Raw genomic sequence first — 17789 nt, 5'->3', positions numbered from 1 at the left:
ATAAATATAGTTACTCAGGCGCTAGCGAAGATGGTAAACAAAGCATCAAAATGCGAAAACCCCGCGGCCTTGGGCACGCGGGGTTAAAGAACAGGGTTAACGGGTGTCAATCCGGCACAAAGGCCGTCAGTTGAACGATCTGACGAGGCTGCCGACGAGCAGGTTCCAGCCGTCGATCAGCACGAAGAACAAAATCTTGAACGGCAGGGAGATCGAGGTGGGCGGCAGCATCATCATGCCCATGGCCATGGTGATGGTGGCGACGATCAGATCGATGACCAGAAACGGCAGGATAATGAGGAAGCCGATCTCGAAACCGCGCCGGATTTCCGACAGCATGAAGGCCGGAACCAGCACGCGGTAGTCGACGACATTGTCGGTCATCACTTCTTGTCCACGCTCGCGGGCGATATCGACGAACAGCTTCAGATCCTTGTCACGCGTATTGGCGTTCATGAAAGTACGGAAGGGCTCCGCAATGCGCTGCACGGCCTGCTGTTCGTTGATCTGGTTCTGCAGAAGCGGCTGCACGCCATCGGTCCAGGCTTTGTCGAAGGTGGGCGACATGACGTAGAAGGTCATGAACATAGCCATCGACAGCAGGATCATGTTGGAAGGGGTCGAAGCCAGTCCCATGCCGGATCTGAGGATCGAGAAGGCGATCACGAAGCGCGGAAAGCTCGTGACCATGATCAGGATGCCCGGCGCGACCGACAGAACCGTCAGCAGGCCGAAGGTGCGGATGATCCAAGCCGCGACGGAGCCGTCTATCTGCGTATTGAACAGATCGGACGGGAATTGCTGGGCACTGGCAAGACCCGGCAAGGCGAGGAGGACGGCGATGGTTACAAGAAATCGAATCATTCGATGACAAAGGTCCGGAACATGACCTTGGATACGCGCCCTTGAGAGCGCAGGTCAACTCGTTCCTGAATGTCATCCTTAAGATATTGAAAGCCGCGCGGCCCTTCCAGCTGCTGAAGGGAAACGGTACGGACATAGGCGAGAATATCCTGGTGTATGTCTTCCGCCAGACCCACCTCGACCGGCCCCTTGAACATCAGCGCCACTTCCAGCCGCACCCAGTTCGTTGAGGGATAAGCGAGGTTGGTGGTGATGGGATCGAGCTGGACGATGCCGTTCGCCTCAGCCGAGATTTTCTCGATACCCTCGTCTTTTTTGTCACCATGCCCGCCGGCAGCGGCCGTGGCATGGGCCTCCGCGCCAGCGATCTTCGGCGCAATCATGCCGCCCACGAGCCAGCCGCCACCCGCACCGAGCAGGGTGAGGATCGCAACGCCTGCGATGGTCATGACCAGAGGGGAAGATTTTTTCTTGCCCTCTACCTGTTCGTTTTCCATGGGTCAGTCCGTTCCCGTGTACCGGCGTCAGAGCGGCGAGAACAGGTCGACGACCTGTTGCCCGACCGGGGGCTGCTGCACTTCCGTCAGACGTCCGCGGCCGCCATAGGAGATGCGTGCTTCGGCGATGCGCTCGTAGGAGATCATGTTCTGGGCATCGACATCCTGCGGCCGGACGATACCGCCGACGTTGAGGATGCGGATTTCGTGGTTCACGCGCACTTCCTGCGAGCCACTGATGATGAGGTTGCCGTTTTCCAGAATGCCTGTCACCACGGCGGCCACCAGCAGCGTCAGCTTTTCGGAACGCTTGGTCTTGCCCTTCGCCTGGGTGTCGGTGTCGGAGCCGTATTTGATGCTCGAGTCCGCTTCCGGGGTCCAGCCGAAGATTTCGGCCTTGGCCTTCCAGTTCAGGCCGCTGGCATTGGTGCGGTTGCGCTCGGTCTCATTGTCGAAATCGGCCTTGTCATTGATCTGGATGTTGACGGTCAGAATGTCGCCGATGTTGAGCGCGCGAAGGTCCTTGAACAGCGCACCCTGGCTGTCGCTCCATAGCGAATAGCCGCTGGCCATGTGCTTCGGCTGCTTGGGATACATGCCCATCTGCGGCGTCTGGCTGAATTGCAGGCCACTGCCGATCGGGCTCATCGCAGGTGCGTTGCCGATTTCCTTCAGGGTCTGGTTGTTCTGGCAGCCGGCAAGCAGAGCGAGCGGCAGGAGGAGGGCCGGAAGACGACGCGCGGTCATGAAGGATCCTTCGAAGTGTTTTTGTCGGTTGCCTGCGACATGATGCCGGCGACGGTTGCGGCTTTCGCCGCATCCATTTCGCTGAGGATCAGGCCGGATTGGCGCGGCGGCAGCTGCATGATGATGGCGGCGGCGATCTCCACATGCATCTTTTCGAGCTGGGGTGCTGCGGCATCCGGCTTCATCGTCTTGTAGACATCAACGAGATTGGCTTTCGCCTGGGCGAGAAAATGTTCGCGGCGCGCCAGCCAGTCCTCATATTCCGCCTTGCGGTCTTCCAGCACGGCAATACGTTCGTTGACGTCGGACTGCAGCTTTTCCAGCTCCTGCTTCTGCATGAGATAACGCTGGTCGCGGGCCGCATCGGCGATGTTGGTGCAGAATTTCTGGATTTCATCCTGCGTGCTGAGTTCGGACACCACATTCTGCTGGCTTTCCGCGCCGGCGGCCGGCAGCAGGACTAGCAGCGAGGCGACGGCCGCGAAGCGAGTAAGGCCATTCGGGAATACGTTTTTCTTCTGATGTTCCATCATTGCAGCACAAGCTCCGCCTGAAGGGCGCCGGCGGATTTGATGCCTTGCAGAATGGCGATGATACCGTCCGCCTTGAGCCCGATGCTGTTGAGACCGGCAACCAGCGTGCGAAGGTCAGGCCCTTCAACGATGGCGACCTTGCTGCCTTCCTGCATGGCCATGATATCCGTCTGCGGCTGCACGGCTGTCTGGCCGCGCGAAAATGGCGCCGGCTGGATGACCTGCGGCGATTCCGTCACCTGCACGGTCAGCGTTCCGTAGCTGACGGCGACGCGGGAAATGCGCACATCCGCACCGATGACGATGGTGCCGGTACGTTCGTTGATGACGACCTTGGCAGGCGTATCCGTCTCGACCGTCAGATTTTCGATTTCCGCCATCAGTCGCGTCAGATCAGCGGTGCGCGGCTTCTGCACCGCGATTTCCTGCGAATCGCGCGGCTCGGCGATGCCATCTCCGTAACGGGCGCGGGCAAAGGCGTTGACGACATCGGCGACGCGCACAGCGGTCGAAAAATCGGGATTGCGCAGCTGAAGGACCAGATTGACCGAATCCTTGAACTTGGACGGCAGTTCGCGCTCGATGATTGCGCCGTTCGGCACGCGGGCGGAGGTGGTGACGCCTTGGGTCAGCGTTGCGGCATCGCCCTGTGCGGAAAAGCCGTTGACGATCAGCGCACCCTGAGCGACCGCGTAAATCTGGCCGTCTGCGCCGGAAAGCGAAGTCATGATGAGGGTGCCGCCGCGCAGCGACGAGGCGTCGCCCAGCGAGCTGACTGTCACGTCGACACGGCTGCCGGGGCTGGCGAAGGGTGGCAGATTGGTTGTCACCATCACGGCGGCGATGTTCTTGGCGTTCGACTGGCCGCCCTGCGTGGTGATGCCGAGGTTTTGCAGCATCGCGCGCATGGATTGCTCGGTAAACGGCGAGGAGCGCAGGCTGTCGCCCGTGCCCTGCAGGCCGACCACGAGACCGTAGCCGATCAGCTGGTTGTCACGCCCGGCCTGTAGCGATGCGATATCCTTGATACGGGAGGTATCCGCATGGGCTGCGGGCAGCGAGAGGAAAGGTTGGGCCGAAAACAGAACGGCCGCGGCCAGGATAGGAAGCACTCTCATTTCGCCATCACCTGAATGGTTCCGTCCCTCATGACCGTGCCGCTGACCATCACGCCGGAATCGATGTTGCGTACCCGCACGACTTCGCCGAGCGAGCCGTCGGTCATCGGCGTTCCCGAAGCCATCAGCGTCATATTGCCGATTGTGAAGACGAGTTTGACGCTGGTGCCGCGCGTGACGAGCGACGGTTCACGCAAGGCGGCAACGGGGATCGTGCGGCCGGGAAGCAGGGTCTGCTTGGAGATCATGCCTTCCACTTCGCTGATATCGCTCGCATAACCCGAGGAAATATTAGGATTGGTCACTTCGACAGGCTTCACCTGGTCGGGCGAGATGGTCTCGCCCGGATAGATGGTGCGCGTCGGGACCAGCGCCATCGGCGCCTGCGCAAGGGCGGGGGCAAGAGCCCCCAGTGAAAAGGCAGACGCAAGGCACATACGGACAAGCGCCGTTCTGCTGCTGCTATGTTTCCGGCCAAACCTCATGTTCGCCTGCCTTTCCGTTCTTACTTCAGGTTCTTGCTGACAATCGAAGCCATTTCGTCAGCGGTGGTGATGACCTTGGAATTCATCTCGTAGGCGCGCTGCGCCGTGATCAGATCGGTGATTTCCTTGACGGCGTCGACGTTCGAGCCTTCGAGGTAGGATTGCTTGATGTAGCCGTAGCTCGGATCGTCCGGCACGCCGACGACCGCATCGCCGGAGGCCGGCGTCTGGGCAAAGAGGTTGTCGCCCAGCGGCTTCAGGCCTGCTTCATTGGCAAAGTTGGCGATGGTCAGCTGGCCGAGTTCGGTGAAATCGGTGGCATTGCCGATGCGGGCCGTGACCTGACCGGTGCGGGTCACGGTGATGTCCTGCGCGTCCGTCGGGATATTGATGTTGGGAATGACGTTATAGCCGTCGACCGTCACGAGATTGCCGTCGGCATTCTTGTTGAAGGCGCCTGCGCGGCTGTAGAGCGTCGAACCGTCGGCCGCCTCGATCTGGAACCAGCCCTGGCCGATGATCGCGACGTCCAGCTTGTTGCCGGTCTCGATCAGATTGCCCTGGGTGTGGATGTTGCGCACGGCCGAGGTCTGTACGCCGAGACCGATATTGGCGCCCTCGGGCACGATCGCCTGGTTGGCTCGGTTCGGCACGCCCTGCATGCGCTCGGTCTGGTAAAGAAGGTCGGTGAACTCCGCACGCGCGCGCTTGTAGCCGGTGGTGTTGATGTTGGCGATGTTGTTGGCAATGACTTCCAGATTGGTCTGCTGGGCGTCCATACCGGTGGCAGCGATGGCAAGAGCTCTCATGTCAATATTCCTGTGGGCTAGATCTGCATTTTGGTAATGTCGAGATAGGCCGACACGATCTTGTCTCGGAGCGCGATGGCGGTCTGCAGCGACTGTTCGGCCGAAAGCATGGCATCGACCACTTCACGCGTATTCGCCTTGCCCTGAATGCCTTCGAAGGAAGCGACTTCCGCCTTCTTCAGATTGTTCATCGCATCAATCGATACGTTGCCGAGAACGCTGGCGAAGCTTGCGCCCGTCTGCTGGGCGGGCGTCGTCTGCTCGCTGCCGAAAACACTTTCCGTCAGCGAGGAAATACCGCTTGCGCCGCGGGTGAGCGAAAGGGAACTGACTTGCTTGATACCGTCGATCATTGCGATGCCTTCAGAAGGTCGATTGTGGAGGCGACGAGGTCGCGTGTCTGGCGGATGACCTGAAGATTGGCGTCGTAGCTGCGGTTGGCTTCGCGCATGTCCGCCATTTCAATCAGGATGTTGACGTTCGGCATCTTCACCATGCCGTTGCTGTCGGCGGCCGGGTTGCCGGGGTCGTATTCGTTGATGAAATCGCCACGGTCGACGCCGAGCTTCTTCACCGTCACGCGCTCCACGCCGCTGACGCGGTCGAGCTCGGACCCGAAAGTGATGGTCTTGCGGCGATAGGGGTCGGCTCCGGGGGTGTCGCCGGTCGATCTGGCGTTGGCGATGTTTTCGGAGACGATGCGCAGTCGCGTGGACTGCACTTCCAGGCCGCTGCCGGCAATCTTGCTCGCTGCACTCAAGGGATCCATGGCTTACCTCTTAACCGTCATCAGCATCATGCGATGGAAGGATTTGACGAGATTGGCGTTCAGCTCGTACTGCCGCTTGATCTCGCCGGTCTTGGTCATTTCTTCCGCAAGCGCGACCGAATTGCCCGATTCCTGCATGCCGATCTCGTTATTGACCGGGTTGTCGCGCACCGCGATATTGTCGCTGAGGGTGCTCTCGCCAAAGTGGGCAGGATTGGTCCTGGCCATGCCGACCTGCTGGCTGGTGGCCTGCATGACCGCTTCGAAAGGGCTGACATCCTTGGCGCGGAACTGGGGTGTGTTGGCGTTGGCGATGTTGGTCGCCACGACTTCCTGCCGCACGCTCAGCCATTCCGCTTGGCGGGATGCCAGTTCGAACAGTTGAATCGGTTGCATAGACTTCTCCATCTCGTATGGCCCGAACCTACGGGGCTAATCTTGCGTCAGACTTGCGGGGAGGGGAGACGGCGCTGGCCAAGGGCCGGACGCGGGACGGAAGAGGGTCTGCCGGAGATAAAAGCGCATGTCTCCATTGCGGCACGCGTCGCTTTGAATGACCAAATGCGGCTGTCACGCCCATTCCAGAGAGCGCCGTGCAGGGTGGGTCGGAAGCGGATTCGATTCACCTTGAACGCGGCCCGATATTAGCGCTAGAGTGGTGAGAACGATGGGAGACAATCATGGATCTGGTAATTCCAAGTGCCGCCAATCTCGGCCTGTTCATCAGCGCTACGCTGGTGCTGCTTCTCGTGCCCGGCCCCGCAGTCCTTTATATCTTCGCACGCTCGGTCGAGCAGGGTCGTTCCGCCGGTCTCGTTTCGATCCTTGGCATCCATACGGCGACGCTTGTTCATGTCGTCGCTGCCGCTGTCGGATTGTCGGCGCTGCTCGCCTCGTCTGCGCTCGCCTTCAGCGTGGTGAAATATGCCGGTGCGGCCTATCTGATCTGGCTTGGCCTCAAAAAGCTCTTCGGCTCGTCGGACATTCCCGATATCGAGGGCGGTTTGCCGACGCGCAGCCGCATGCGCATCTTTCGCGAGGGCTTCATCGTCAACCTCCTCAATCCGAAGACGGCTTTGTTCTTTCTGGCTTTCCTGCCGCAGTTCGTGGAGGTCGGAAGGGGCCATGTGGCAATGCAGATCGCTTTTCTCGGCATTCTCTACACGGTGATCGGCGTTTTGACGGATGGGACATATGCCCTTGTGGCGGGAACGGCCGGCAACTGGCTGAAGCGCAGCCCGGTTTATCTCAGCGCCGAACGTTGGGTCAGCGGTTTCGTCTATATCGGTCTCGGTGTGACGGCGGCTTTTGCCGGCAACCAGAGAAAATAAACCGCGGGACTTGCAGAGCCGTCCCTGAAGGCTACTGCGGGGATAGCCAAGATTACCGATGGAATGCCGCCGCAAAGAGGTCTTTGCGGCGGTCATCGGGAAGTTTTGCTTTGGGAGTGTTGTCACCGAGATCCGCAACACGGCCTTCCGCTCAAGGGTGGCCGGACTATTTTTCCGGATGATAGGTTCTTCCGGAGGACGTCTCTATCAGCCACTCGCCGTTGCGTTGCTCGATCTTCGTCAGCAGCGCATTGTCAGGCAGGGTCGAGCCGACCCTCACCATATACATGCCCGAACCGTCTTCGATCAGGGCGCGGCCATTGGATACATGCAGCAAACGAAAGGATGTCTGGCCGGGGAAAGGCTGGTCCTCGATCCCGGCCGCCAGGTCGTTCTGTTTTTCCTTGCCGCCTGCATTCACGGTTGCCGTCGTCAGCATGTCGGGCAGCTCCGCCGGCGGTGGGGTGTCTTCCTTGTTGCGGTTGGTCATGGCCATCGGCGAAACGCTGAAGACTTCCCGCGGGCCGGTATGGGGCAGATCGCGCGTGCGATCGCCGCCCGCCACCTTCATGCCGAATTTTTCTTCGTTGAAAAACACGTACCAGGGGAAAAAGGCTGCTGCTGCGGCGAGCCCGATGCCCGTCCACGCGAGAATACGGTCGGGTGTAAAGAAAACGGGCCTGGGCAGCACGTCTTCATCGTGGCTATTGTCGTTCCGCTTTTTCCTCACGGGTCAGCCTCTCATTCTCGGGGTTACCTGCGGCTGACCGTTCTGCGCGCCGCCGCGCAATGCGGTGGCAAGGTCAGCATAGGCATCCTGCGCCGCCGGCTCGCTCGGCAGTTGTTTCAGCGTTTCATAGATGATCGGCACCTGCTTCACCGCCATGTCGAGATCGGGGTCGGTGCCGGGCCGATAACCGCCGATGAGGCGAAGATCCCGGGTTTCCTCGAAGCGATGCACCAGCGCCTTGAGGCGCGAGACCAGCTTCTCCTGATCCGGCGTCCAGGCCTTCTTGGCGAGACGCGAGATCGAGGCGAGCGGATTGATCGGCGGGTAACGGCCTTCTTCGGCAAGGCTGCGGTCAAGCACGATATGGCCATCGAGAATACCGCGGGTCGAATCGGCAATCGGGTCGTTGTGATTGTCGCCATCCACGAGGATGGAGACGATGGCGGTGATGGTGCCAGTGCCTTCGGCGCCCGGTCCCGCCCGCTCGAGAAGGCGCGGCAGTTCGGTAAAGACCGAGGCGGGATAACCGCGTGCGACGGGCGGTTCGCCGGAAGCGACCGCCACTTCGCGGATCGCATGGGCAAATCGCGTCACGCTGTCGATGATGAGTAGGACATTGTCGCCCTGATCGCGAAAATGCTCGGCGATGGTAACGGCGGAAAGCGGGGCCATTTTTCGCAGCATCGGGCTTTCGTCGCTCGTGGCGACAACCGCGATGGACTTGCTCATATTCTCGCCCATCGTGTCTTCGATGAATTCGCGCACTTCACGGCCGCGTTCGCCGACAAGCGCAATCACCACCTTGTCGAAGGCGTCTGCCTTGGCGAGCATTGACAGCAACGTGGATTTGCCCACACCCGAACCGGCGAAAATGCCGAGGCGCTGGCCGAGGCAAAGCGGCGAGAAGATATCGATAGCGCGGACACCCGTCTTAAAGGGTGTCTCCACGCGCTTGCGGGTCATTGAAGGTGGTGCGTTGTTTGAAATCGAGCGGCGTTCAATGCCCGGCGCAAGCGGCCCCTGATTGTCGATAGGTTCGCCCAGCGCGTTGATCGTGCGGCCGCACCAGCTATCGTCGGGCGCGACGCGGAAAGCGCCCTTGCGGATGACGGTGTCGTGAATGCCGATCGGCTCGCCGGGCTCGATGGGGCAGACATAGCAGATGTCCGGCTCCACGCGCACCACTTCGCCGAGATGAATGCCGGTCGCGCTGCGATGGGCGACGAATTCTCCGAGCCGCACATGCCGTGACAGGCCGGAAACCGTATAGTGCCCGGCGGCGATCGTGCGGACATGACCGCCATGCGCCACCGAAAACTCCGGATCGGCATAATGCCCGGCAAGGCTCGCCAGCTGCGCGAGCTTCGGTGAAATGGCATCAGCCGAGAGCATGGATTCCGGCATTGTCATCACTCAGTTCCTCAACGCGCGCCGCCAAGCGTCTTGATGCCCTCGCCGAAGGTCGATTCGGTATCGCGCATCAGCGAGGAGATGCTTTCAAAGGCGCGGTTGACCTGGATGAGCTGGGTCATCTGGGAAATGCCGTTGACATTTGACTGTTCGAGGTAACCCTGAACGACGCCGACTTCATGATTGTTGACCACCGGAACCGGCTGGGCCACCGGCTTCACGCCGCTATTGGGATGACGCAGGAAACCTTGCGAAAAATCCGCCTGAAAGATACCGAGGGTAGCGACGATGTTTTCGTTCTGCCGGATGGCTCCATCGAGACCGACGGTGATCGGGCCGCCATTCGGATTGAGCTGGATCGGACCGCCGCCGGCATCTAGAACGGGATAACCGCTCGAGGAGATGAGCGCGCCGTCCGGACGCATGGTGAAACGGCCGTCGCGGGTCAGAATCTGGCCATCGGGGGTATCCAGCGAAAACCAGGCATCGCCCTTGATGGCGAAATCGAAGGAATTGCCAGTCTGCTCGAAAGCGCCCTGACGAGTGGAAAGATAGTCGTTGCCCTGCGAAACGAAGGCCACCCGGGCGTTCATGTCATTGTGGTTCTTGGCGACCATTTCGTCGAATTTCACTTCGGAACCGCGAAAACCGACGGTATTCACATTCGCCATATTGTCGGAAATGGTGGTGAGACGGCGCTCCAGCGCGATCTGTGAGGAGAGGGCGACATATAGTCCGGATTGCATATCATTTGCCTCCGAGTTTCAGGGAGTTGATCGAGATCAGCAGGTCAGGGGAAATGCCGTAGCCGCTGGAGGAGCCGAAAACGGCCAAAGGGTCGTAGGTCGTCGAGGGGTTTTGCATTTCCCACATGATGGTGAAACGCTCGAGCAGCTTTCTAACTTTTTCGGGGTCCTGCAGATCCTTGATATTGATGCTCTTTTCGATGAGCGCCGCCTGTTTGTCGATATCGGCCGCGGAAAATGCGTCGGGCAGGTTGAACGTTGTGCGAAACACCTGCGCGAGCGCGTCGTCGGCGAGAAAATCGAGGCCGGATGTGATGGTTGATGCCTTGCGTTCGAAATAAAGGGCGAGCCGGACACCGTTATTGTCGTCACCGGCTTCCTGTTCCAGGGTCTGGCGCGTGTATTTGCTGATGACGCCCGTTTGGGCCGCGTCGACCGAAGTCGCCGCTGCGCCAAGGCCGGCAAAATCCAGCGACTTCGCAAAATCCGCATAACGGCTGTCGGAAAGCTTGTTGGCGAAAGCGTCCTTGTCCGAGGCACCTTCTGTCAGCACCTTGCGGATGAAGGCCTTCGCATAGGCCATGTCCTCAAGGCCGTGGGCCTTCAGAGCGTAATTGTAAAGGCGCGTATCGGCCATGAAGTCGTCGATGGATTTCACGGCGCCGATCTTCGCGCGATAATATTCGGTCTCGCGCGCCACGTCGGGCTGCTCCGACACCCGCTCAAGCGATTTGCCGATATCCTGACTGATCAGTCTGTAGCTGGTGTAGGTGGAAGTCACTGAACCGCCGCTCTCGTTTGATCCCGATCTCAAGGCGCACGTCCGCCTTTGTCGGCATAGTGCCGTGGCTTGCTTGTGCGAAACTGGCTGGAGACAGGAATGCGAGAGAGGCTTTGCGGACAGGTTCACGCAAGCCACATTTTTTAGACATGGCGTCATGGAACACTGTTCGAGCGTGGTCGATCAATGAATATTGTAATTGGACTTATAATCACCTTCGGCTGCATCATCGGCGGCTACATGGCGATGGGCGGTCATCTGGACGTGCTGGTTCAGCCGTTCGAATTGATGATCATCGGCGGCGCCGGTCTCGGCGGCTTCATCATGGCGAACCCCATGAAAGTCGTGAAGGATTCGGGCAAGGCGCTCGGCGAGGCCTTCAAGCATTCGGTCCCGAAGGAGCGAAACTATCTCGACGTGCTCGGCGTGCTCTATTCGCTGATGCGCGACCTGCGCACGAAATCGCGCAACGAGATCGAGGCCCATATCGACAATCCGGAAGAATCCTCGATATTCCAGAGCGCGCCATCGGTTCTGAAGAACAAGGAACTGACCTCGTTCATCTGCGACTATGTTCGCCTCATCATCATCGGCAACGCCCGCAGCCACGAAATCGAGGCGCTGATGGATGAAGAAATCGAAACCATCCTGAACGACAAGCTGAAACCTTATCACGCGATTACCACCATGGGGGATTCCTTCCCCGCCATCGGTATCGTCGCGGCGGTTCTCGGCGTCATCAAGGCCATGGGCAAGATCAACGAATCGCCGGAAGTGCTGGGCGGCCTCATCGGCGCCGCACTGGTCGGCACCATGCTCGGCATCATCCTGTCTTATTCGATCTGCAACCCGCTGGCGTCCCAGGTCAAGATCGTCCGCACCAAGCAGCACCGCCTCTACATCATCGTCAAGCAGACGCTGATCGCCTACATGAACGGCTCGGTGCCGCAGGTCGCGCTCGAATATGGTCGCAAGACCATCTCCAACTATGAGCGGCCGTCTATTGACGCCGTCGAGCAGGAGATGATGAACCCCGGCGGCGAAAACAAGGCGGCATGACGATGGCAAAAGCTGCAGCGCAACAAGCACCGACCATCGACACGGCCCTTCTGGCAAAGTTGACGGGCGGGTTATCCGATCGCAAGACGATCGCCAAGATCGGTTCCGATATCGGCCATCTCTACAGCGAGTTCCTGCCAGACATCTTCCACAGCGAGACCGGCATCGCGATCGACGTCGAATATGTCGGTTCCGAATCGGGACTGATGACCGATCTCATTGCCAATGTCGGGCGCAATGTCGCGGTTGCCGATTGTTCCCTGCGCAACTGGTGCCCCAATTTCATGATGACGGTCGGCAACGGTTTCGTCATCGCGCTCATGGAGCGCATGCTGGGCGCGTCGCCGGACATGATTGGCGAGCCGGACGAGCGCAGCCTCTCCCATATCGAGCTTGATCTCGCGGCCATGGTTCTTGGCCGCATCGCAGGTGTCCTGCGCTCGGGTGTCAACGCGCCGGGCGGTTTTGAGGCGACCATCGATCCGCCCTTCAATTCCAGCGGTAAAAGCGCCTTTGACGAGATGATCGCCGGCCTTTACGGCGTGACCATCCGCCTGAAGGTCGATATTGGCAAGGTATCGTCGGAGTTCTCGCTGATCGTGCCGCAGCGCCCCCTGCTCAAGACTTCCATCGTCGCCCCCAAGGCTTCAGCCCAGGCGCTGAAGAAGCAGGAGGAATGGATGGAGATGATTTCGGAGCAGGTGAAGCGATCGCAGGTCACGCTCGAGGCGCGAATCAAGCTCGAAACACTGACGCTCAGGACGATTTCCAAGCTGGTGGCCGGCGATGTCATTCCGTTTCAGGCTCTGAAGCAGGACGATATCGGCGTTGAGGTCAGCGCCAACGGTTCCAAGCTCTACAATTGCGAATTCGGCAAGTCCGGCGACCGCTACATGGTTCGGGTGAAGAACAATGTCAGCTCTGACGACGAGATCTTACGACATTTGATGGGTTAAAATCCTGCCCGGCCTTCGAGGATTTGGGCAGGTTGACGCAAGTTTCAAAGGGAATAATCAGCGCATGGCTACGAAGAAAACACCTGTGACCGATGATGCGGCGCTGCCGTCGTTTGAAGACGGCGGCGACCTCGACCAGGCTATCGGCGATCTGCGTGGCGTCCTCAAGACGGATGCGGAAGGCTCGCTATCCGACTTCGGCGACTTTGGCGATTTCGGAACGACGGACGAGGTTTCGACGGACACCGACCTATCCGCCTTCGGTGGCGGAACGGACGATTTTGCGATGGACGATTTCGCCGCCGCCCCCCAGGTTGCGGGTGTGAAGGCGCCGCTTGGCAGCGGATTGTCCGAAAACATGGAAATGATCATGGACATCCCGATCGATGTCCAGATCGTTCTCGGCACCAGCAGAATGCTCGTTTCGGGGCTGATGAGCCTTGAAGAAGGAGCAACAATCGCACTCGACCGCAAGATCGGCGAGCCGGTTGAAATCATGGTGAATGGCCGCCGTATTGCGCGCGGTGAAATAACGGTTCTGGAAGACGACGATACGCGCTTCGGCGTAAAATTGATTGAAGTACTGAGTACGAAGAAAGCCTGATCCCTGTGGGGACGGAGAGGAAAGACCATGATGGACTTTGAAGATTTCGGTAACCCCATTGCGGGCAAGCCGTTGTCTCAGGCCGACAAGGCGGCCGCGGTGCTTCTTGCCATGGGCAAGGGCGTCGCCGGCAAGCTGCTGAAGTTTTTCACGCAGCACGAATTGCAGATGATCATTTCCTCGGCCCAGACCCTGCGCGTCATTCCTCCGGACGAACTCGCGCAGATCGTGGCGGAATTCGAAGACCTGTTCACCGAAGGAACAGGCCTGATGGACAATGCCAAGGCAATCGAAAGCATTCTCGAAGAGGGGCTGACGCCTGAAGAGGTCGACAGCCTTCTCGGTCGCCGTGCCGCCTTCCAGGCCTATGAAGCGTCGATCTGGGACCGTCTGCAGGAAGCCGAGCCGGAATTCGTCGGCAAGTTCCTGTTGCGCGAGCATCCGCAGACCATCGCCTATATCCTCTCCATGCTGCCTTCTTCCTTCGGCGCGAAGGTTCTCCTGACCATTCCGGAAGAGCAGCGCGCCGATATCATGAATCGTACCGTCAACATGAAGGAAGTCAGCCCCACGGCCGCCCAGATCATCGAGAAACGTGTGGTCAATCTGATCAATGAAATCGAGGCCGAGCGCAATGCCGGCGGTTCCACGAAGGTTGCGGATCTGATGAACGAACTGGACAAGCCGCAGGTCGATACGCTGCTCAGCTCGCTCGAGACGCTCAGCAAGGAAGCCGCAAACAAGGTCAAGCCGAAGATCTTCCTCTTCGACGACCTCATGTTCATGCCGCAGCGCAGCCGCGTCCTGCTGCTCAACGATGTCTCGGCCGATGTTCTGACGATGGCGCTGCGCGGCGCCACGATGGAAATCAAGGAATGCGTGCTCTCCAGCATCAGCCCGCGCCAGCGCCGTATGATCGAATCGGACCTTTCCGTGCCGCAAGCCTCGATCAATACCCGCGAAGTGGCGATCGCACGTCGCGCCGTCGCTCAAGAAGCGATCCGGCTCGCCAATTCCGGCCAGATCCAGCTGAAGGAAACTTCCGCGGAAGACCAGCCAGCCGCAGCTTAAGCGGAAGCCGGTTGATAACCGGCTTTTACGCCGAAACCGGCCATTGCGGTGGCCGCTCACGGGCGCTAGTTTCGGGATGACGGCCTGCCGGGATCGGCGGGCCTTTTTTATTTCGGGAACGTGCCTTGGCAGACGATCAGGACAAGGACAGTAAAACAGAAGACCCCACGGAGAAAAAACTTCGTGATGCGGCGGAAAAAGGCAATCTTCCATTTTCGCGCGAAGTGCCGATCTTTGCATCGTCGCTCGCCTTTTACTGCTATCTGGTTTTTTTCCTGCCCGATGGTGCCGGTCGTCTCGGTGTTACCCTGAAGGACCTGTTCGGCCAGCCCGAACAATGGAACCTCAGCACCCGGCCGGATGCCCTGTCGCTGCTCTATTTTCTCGGCACGTCCGTTGCTTATCTGCTTATGCCGGCCATGATCATGTTCATCGTGTTCGGGCTTGCCTCGTCTTTCCTGCAGAACCTGCCGTCGCCGGTGCTGGAGCGGGTGCGTCCGCAATGGTCGCGCATTTCACCGGCAAAGGGCTTCACCCGTATCTATAGCAAGCAGGGCTTTGTGGAATTCGCCAAATCGGTGTTCAAGATCATGATCGTTTCGGTCATCATGTTCTTCGCGCTTCGCGGTGATTTCTACAGTCTCATCGATCTGATGTTTTCCGATCCGCAGGTGATTTTCGTGCGGGTGGTTGAAATCGTCAAGAAAATGATGGTGGTCATCCTGCTCTCGACAGCGCTGCTCGCCGCCGTGGACGTCTTGTGGACGCGCCATCATTGGTTCAGCCAGCTGAAAATGACGAAGCACGAGGTGAAGGAAGAATACAAACAGTCGCAGGGTGACCCGGTGGTCAAGTCCCGCCAGCGCTCGATTGCCCGTGACCGTGCCCGCCGCCGCATGATCAACAACGTGCCGCGCGCGACGCTCGTGATCGCCAACCCGACGCACTTCGCGGTAGCACTTCGTTACGTGCGCGAAGAAGGCGACGCCCCTGTCGTCGTCGCCAAGGGCCAGGACCTTATCGCATTGAAAATCCGCGAGATTGCGGAAGAAAATAATATCCCCGTTTTTGAAGACCCGCCGCTTGCACGCTCCATGTTTGCGCAAGTCTCGGTAGATAGTGTGATTCCACCAGTCTTTTACAAGGCTGTGGCGGAACTCGTTCACCGGGTTTACGCCATGAAGTCACCGAAAATACGGGTTCAATAAAACCAATGAAAAAATCCGCCTATTCCGAACAGCGGGAAATGATCGTCGCAGAGGCGATCAACCCGATCGCCACCGAACTTCGATTGTTAGACCCGGCCGACCTGATTTCGCTGCTCCGATTCGAGTGCTACGGCAGCATCGCCGACCTCGTTTCCTCGGCGGCTGAGCTTTATTACCATCCTGGTACGATCAATTTCGGCACCGGCGGCGAATATAAGCTCGAATGGGAAGGCGCGCCGGAGATCGTTCTCGATCTCGAGCTGAAGCCGAAGGGCGCCACGGTCTATGCGCGATTGACACTCGCCAACGAGCATGCGGCGATCGAGATCAATCACGTCTCTTTTCAGAACCCTTCCGAAAACCCGGACGAGAACACCGAGTTTCTTCGTCAAAGCCTCACGGCTGCCCGATTCGTGCCCACCCGTCAGGGCGAAGCGGCTTAATCGGATCACCCGCTGCATATTTCCATCATGTCTGTTGCGCGCGCCGAAATCGCGGGCGCAACGGCCTCCTTCCGGTGCGTTTTAACCCGAGCTTGCCTGAAGCCTGCCGGTTTATGCGAAACCCGGCTGCGAAGGTCAGGAACGCCTTGCAAATCAGTCTCGTTCTTTGTTACCTATCGCATTAACGATTTGTTAACGAACGGCAGGTCGCGGTGGTCGGTTCAGACCATTGGCGATGCGCATGATGCTTCTGCTCGTTGTCGGCACCGCGCCGGATTTCTTTTTAAATTTTGAGTTGGGTGGACCCCATGACCAGCATTTTGACCAATGCGGCGGCGATGGCCGCGCTGCAAACCCTGCGCATGATCGACAAGAGCCTTGAGACAACACAGGCGCGCGTATCTTCCGGCTACCGTGTCGAGACGGCCGCGGATAATGCCGCCTACTGGTCCATTGCAACGACGATGCGCTCTGACAATAATGCGCTTTCGGCCGTGCAGGATGCTTTGGGTCTGGGAGCGGCCAAGGTCGACACCGCCTACGATGCGCTTGAAAGCACGATTGAGGTCGTCAAGCAGATTAAGGCCAAGCTGGTTGCGGCCTACGGCGTGGGCGCCGACCGCAGCAAGATTCAGGATGAAATCAAACAGCTTCAGGAACAGCTGAAGAGCATCTCCGAATCGGCCTCCTTCTCGGGTGAAAACTGGCTGCAGGCCAGCATCAGCAACGGCGGCACGCCGCCGGTTGAAGAAGCGATCATCAAAAAGGTCGTTGCATCCTTCACGCGCACGGGCTCGGGCAATGTCGGGGTCACCACCGTCGACTACACGCTCGACGGCAGCACCGTGCTTTTCGACCTCAGTGGCGGAAAGCTCGGGATTCTCGACAAGAACGCCGTTTTTGTCAGCAAGACGGAATATGAAGTCACCCAGACGTCAACGACGGCTGGAACGACGACGGATACGGGTTATGTCGTCCCGAAGCTGACCGATGCACAGATCGGCGCGCTGAATGCCGCGACGGCGGACACGAATACGGATCCGAATGTCTACGGCAACGGAACCGACAATTATCTGCGACTCGCCGAAAATGTATGGGTCAAGGTAACGGCGACAGATCCGTCGAGCGGCGGCGTCACCGTTTCCCCAGCCTATCGGGACACCGGCAGCAACGACTGGTTTTACGACACCAGCAGTGGAACGGCTTCAACCGGTCGTTCCCTCGAGTTTTCCGTCTCCACCCTCGATCTCGCCAAGCTTGACGTCGTCGCGGCAGCCATGGGCGGTTTTGCCGGCGGCGGCACGACCTATACCGATGCCGACGCCATCGACATGATGATGTCTTTCGTGGACCGGCGGCTTGAGGCGATGACCAGCACGGCTTCCAGCCTCGGTTCGCTGCAGAGCCGCATCAGCATGCAGGACAATTTCGTCTCCAGCCTGATGGATGTGATCGACAAGGGCGTCGGCCGTCTCGTCGATGCTGACATGAACGAGGAATCGACCAGGTTGAAAGCGCTGCAGACGCAGCAGCAGCTCGGCATCCAGGCGCTCTCCATCGCCAACGCAAATGCGGAAAATATCCTCCAGCTCTTCAAGTAACGGATCTGGCCGGCGTGGCCGCGAGGG

22 protein-coding genes are annotated in these 17789 nt (G+C 59.2%); 8 read left to right on the top strand and 14 right to left on the bottom strand.

Annotated elements, in window-relative coordinates:
• Positions 1-126 precede the first annotated feature (126 nt).
• The 10 genes from fliP to flgB are packed head-to-tail and all read right to left on the bottom strand — an operon-like array spanning position 127 to position 6218.
• Entirely contained in the window at positions 127-864 is a 738-nt protein-coding gene (fliP, locus tag AGR1_RS10880; RefSeq protein ID WP_059760555.1) for a flagellar type III secretion system pore protein FliP, read from the bottom strand.
• On the bottom strand, positions 861-1361 hold the full coding sequence (locus AGR1_RS10875) for a flagellar basal body-associated FliL family protein (RefSeq protein WP_149146907.1): 501 nt from the start codon (positions 1359-1361) through the stop codon (positions 861-863). Before AGR1_RS10875 ends, fliP begins: the two co-directional genes overlap by 4 nt.
• A gap of 27 nt (positions 1362-1388) precedes the next feature.
• The gene (gene flgH, locus AGR1_RS10870) at positions 1389-2108 is read right to left on the bottom strand and encodes a flagellar basal body L-ring protein FlgH (protein ID WP_077983413.1); all 720 of its coding nucleotides are present in this window, start codon (positions 2106-2108) and stop codon (positions 1389-1391) included.
• Positions 2105-2641: a MotE family protein gene (locus AGR1_RS10865; protein ID WP_080791380.1), complete on the bottom strand. Its 537-nt coding sequence runs from the start codon at positions 2639-2641 to the stop codon at positions 2105-2107. The genes flgH and AGR1_RS10865 overlap by 4 nt, the downstream gene beginning before the upstream one ends.
• Positions 2638-3759 (bottom strand): flagellar basal body P-ring protein FlgI, encoded by a 1122-nt coding sequence (locus tag AGR1_RS10860; protein ID WP_149146906.1) that lies wholly within the window; start codon positions 3757-3759, stop codon positions 2638-2640. The genes AGR1_RS10865 and AGR1_RS10860 overlap by 4 nt, the downstream gene beginning before the upstream one ends.
• Complete coding sequence (gene flgA, locus AGR1_RS10855) at positions 3756-4244, bottom strand: flagellar basal body P-ring formation chaperone FlgA (RefSeq protein ID WP_080791378.1); 489 nt, start codon at positions 4242-4244, stop codon at positions 3756-3758. Before flgA ends, AGR1_RS10860 begins: the two co-directional genes overlap by 4 nt.
• A gap of 20 nt (positions 4245-4264) precedes the next feature.
• Positions 4265-5053, bottom strand: a complete 789-nt coding sequence (gene flgG, locus AGR1_RS10850; protein WP_077983409.1) for a flagellar basal-body rod protein FlgG — start codon at positions 5051-5053, stop codon at positions 4265-4267.
• A 17-nt stretch (positions 5054-5070) separates the two neighbouring features.
• Positions 5071-5406, bottom strand: coding sequence for a flagellar hook-basal body complex protein FliE (locus AGR1_RS10845; RefSeq protein WP_080791377.1), 336 nt, complete (start codon positions 5404-5406; stop codon positions 5071-5073).
• Positions 5403-5822, bottom strand: coding sequence for a flagellar basal body rod protein FlgC (flgC, locus tag AGR1_RS10840; RefSeq protein ID WP_020811275.1), 420 nt, complete (start codon positions 5820-5822; stop codon positions 5403-5405). The genes AGR1_RS10845 and flgC overlap by 4 nt, the downstream gene beginning before the upstream one ends.
• 3 nt (positions 5823-5825) lie before the next feature.
• A complete protein-coding gene (gene flgB / locus AGR1_RS10835) occupies positions 5826-6218 on the bottom strand; it encodes a flagellar basal body rod protein FlgB (protein ID WP_080791376.1) in 393 nt (130 codons plus the stop codon).
• A 284-nt stretch (positions 6219-6502) separates the two neighbouring features.
• Between flgB and AGR1_RS10830 the strand changes: the two genes are divergently transcribed.
• On the top strand, positions 6503-7153 hold the full coding sequence (locus tag AGR1_RS10830; protein ID WP_080791375.1) for a LysE family translocator: 651 nt from the start codon (positions 6503-6505) through the stop codon (positions 7151-7153).
• 166 nt (positions 7154-7319) lie between these two features.
• Here the strand turns inward: AGR1_RS10830 and AGR1_RS10825 are convergent, their stop codons facing one another.
• Genes AGR1_RS10825 through AGR1_RS10810 form a run of 4 tightly spaced genes read right to left on the bottom strand, consistent with a single transcriptional unit; the run spans position 7320 to position 10820 of the window.
• Complete coding sequence (locus AGR1_RS10825) at positions 7320-7883, bottom strand: hypothetical protein (protein WP_121459705.1); 564 nt, start codon at positions 7881-7883, stop codon at positions 7320-7322.
• Between the two features lie 3 nt (positions 7884-7886).
• On the bottom strand, positions 7887-9293 hold the full coding sequence (gene fliI / locus AGR1_RS10820) for a flagellar protein export ATPase FliI (protein WP_080791374.1): 1407 nt from the start codon (positions 9291-9293) through the stop codon (positions 7887-7889).
• Between the two features lie 11 nt (positions 9294-9304).
• Positions 9305-10039, bottom strand: a complete 735-nt coding sequence (flgF, locus tag AGR1_RS10815; RefSeq protein WP_065114846.1) for a flagellar basal-body rod protein FlgF — start codon at positions 10037-10039, stop codon at positions 9305-9307.
• Between the two features lies 1 nt (position 10040).
• Entirely contained in the window at positions 10041-10820 is a 780-nt protein-coding gene (locus AGR1_RS10810; RefSeq protein ID WP_149147333.1) for a DUF1217 domain-containing protein, read from the bottom strand.
• 186 nt (positions 10821-11006) lie between these two features.
• Here AGR1_RS10810 and motA point away from each other — a divergent pair, with 186 nt between their 5' ends.
• From motA to AGR1_RS10770, 7 genes are all read left to right on the top strand, one after another.
• Positions 11007-11879, top strand: a complete 873-nt coding sequence (gene motA, locus AGR1_RS10805; RefSeq protein ID WP_020010426.1) for a flagellar motor stator protein MotA — start codon at positions 11007-11009, stop codon at positions 11877-11879.
• Complete coding sequence (locus AGR1_RS10800; protein WP_187772113.1) at positions 11876-12835, top strand: FliM/FliN family flagellar motor switch protein; 960 nt, start codon at positions 11876-11878, stop codon at positions 12833-12835. The genes motA and AGR1_RS10800 overlap by 4 nt, the downstream gene beginning before the upstream one ends.
• Positions 12836-12899: 64 nt before the next feature.
• Positions 12900-13439 carry a flagellar motor switch protein FliN gene (gene fliN / locus AGR1_RS10795; RefSeq protein ID WP_080791373.1) on the top strand — a complete coding sequence of 180 codons (540 nt, stop codon included), beginning with the start codon at positions 12900-12902 and terminating at the stop codon, positions 13437-13439.
• Between the two features lie 27 nt (positions 13440-13466).
• Complete coding sequence (gene fliG / locus AGR1_RS10790; protein ID WP_080791372.1) at positions 13467-14510, top strand: flagellar motor switch protein FliG; 1044 nt, start codon at positions 13467-13469, stop codon at positions 14508-14510.
• Positions 14511-14635: 125 nt separating this feature from the next.
• Positions 14636-15718 carry a flagellar biosynthesis protein FlhB gene (flhB, locus tag AGR1_RS10785; protein WP_080791371.1) on the top strand — a complete coding sequence of 361 codons (1083 nt, stop codon included), beginning with the start codon at positions 14636-14638 and terminating at the stop codon, positions 15716-15718.
• A gap of 5 nt (positions 15719-15723) precedes the next feature.
• Positions 15724-16161 (top strand): hypothetical protein, encoded by a 438-nt coding sequence (locus AGR1_RS10780; RefSeq protein ID WP_080791370.1) that lies wholly within the window; start codon positions 15724-15726, stop codon positions 16159-16161.
• Positions 16162-16469: 308 nt separating this feature from the next.
• A complete protein-coding gene (locus AGR1_RS10770) occupies positions 16470-17762 on the top strand; it encodes a flagellin (RefSeq protein WP_149146904.1) in 1293 nt (430 codons plus the stop codon).
• The last annotated feature ends 27 nt before the right edge of the window (positions 17763-17789 follow it).

This window comes from Agrobacterium sp. B1(2019), assembly GCF_008274755.1.
GTDB lineage: Bacteria > Pseudomonadota > Alphaproteobacteria > Rhizobiales > Rhizobiaceae > Agrobacterium > Agrobacterium salinitolerans.
Note: the sequence above shows the minus strand (reverse complement) of the source record. Positions and strands in the feature narration are given on the sequence as shown.

Coding starts and splice junctions, on each gene's coding strand:
- fliP (WP_059760555.1), bottom strand. CDS start 864: ATGATTCGATTTCTTGTAACCATCGCCGTCCTCCTCGCCTTGCCGGGT.
- AGR1_RS10875 (WP_149146907.1), bottom strand. CDS start 1,361: ATGGAAAACGAACAGGTAGAGGGCAAGAAAAAATCTTCCCCTCTGGTC.
- flgH (WP_077983413.1), bottom strand. CDS start 2,108: ATGACCGCGCGTCGTCTTCCGGCCCTCCTCCTGCCGCTCGCTCTGCTT.
- AGR1_RS10865 (WP_080791380.1), bottom strand. CDS start 2,641: ATGATGGAACATCAGAAGAAAAACGTATTCCCGAATGGCCTTACTCGC.
- AGR1_RS10860 (WP_149146906.1), bottom strand. CDS start 3,759: ATGAGAGTGCTTCCTATCCTGGCCGCGGCCGTTCTGTTTTCGGCCCAA.
- flgA (WP_080791378.1), bottom strand. CDS start 4,244: ATGAGGTTTGGCCGGAAACATAGCAGCAGCAGAACGGCGCTTGTCCGT.
- flgG (WP_077983409.1), bottom strand. CDS start 5,053: ATGAGAGCTCTTGCCATCGCTGCCACCGGTATGGACGCCCAGCAGACC.
- AGR1_RS10845 (WP_080791377.1), bottom strand. CDS start 5,406: ATGATCGACGGTATCAAGCAAGTCAGTTCCCTTTCGCTCACCCGCGGC.
- flgC (WP_020811275.1), bottom strand. CDS start 5,822: ATGGATCCCTTGAGTGCAGCGAGCAAGATTGCCGGCAGCGGCCTGGAA.
- flgB (WP_080791376.1), bottom strand. CDS start 6,218: ATGCAACCGATTCAACTGTTCGAACTGGCATCCCGCCAAGCGGAATGG.
- AGR1_RS10830 (WP_080791375.1), top strand. CDS start 6,503: ATGGATCTGGTAATTCCAAGTGCCGCCAATCTCGGCCTGTTCATCAGC.
- fliI (WP_080791374.1), bottom strand. CDS start 9,293: ATGACAATGCCGGAATCCATGCTCTCGGCTGATGCCATTTCACCGAAG.
- flgF (WP_065114846.1), bottom strand. CDS start 10,039: ATGCAATCCGGACTATATGTCGCCCTCTCCTCACAGATCGCGCTGGAG.
- motA (WP_020010426.1), top strand. CDS start 11,007: ATGAATATTGTAATTGGACTTATAATCACCTTCGGCTGCATCATCGGC.
- AGR1_RS10800 (WP_187772113.1), top strand. CDS start 11,876: ATGACGATGGCAAAAGCTGCAGCGCAACAAGCACCGACCATCGACACG.
- fliN (WP_080791373.1), top strand. CDS start 12,900: ATGGCTACGAAGAAAACACCTGTGACCGATGATGCGGCGCTGCCGTCG.
- fliG (WP_080791372.1), top strand. CDS start 13,467: ATGATGGACTTTGAAGATTTCGGTAACCCCATTGCGGGCAAGCCGTTG.
- AGR1_RS10780 (WP_080791370.1), top strand. CDS start 15,724: ATGAAAAAATCCGCCTATTCCGAACAGCGGGAAATGATCGTCGCAGAG.
- AGR1_RS10770 (WP_149146904.1), top strand. CDS start 16,470: ATGACCAGCATTTTGACCAATGCGGCGGCGATGGCCGCGCTGCAAACC.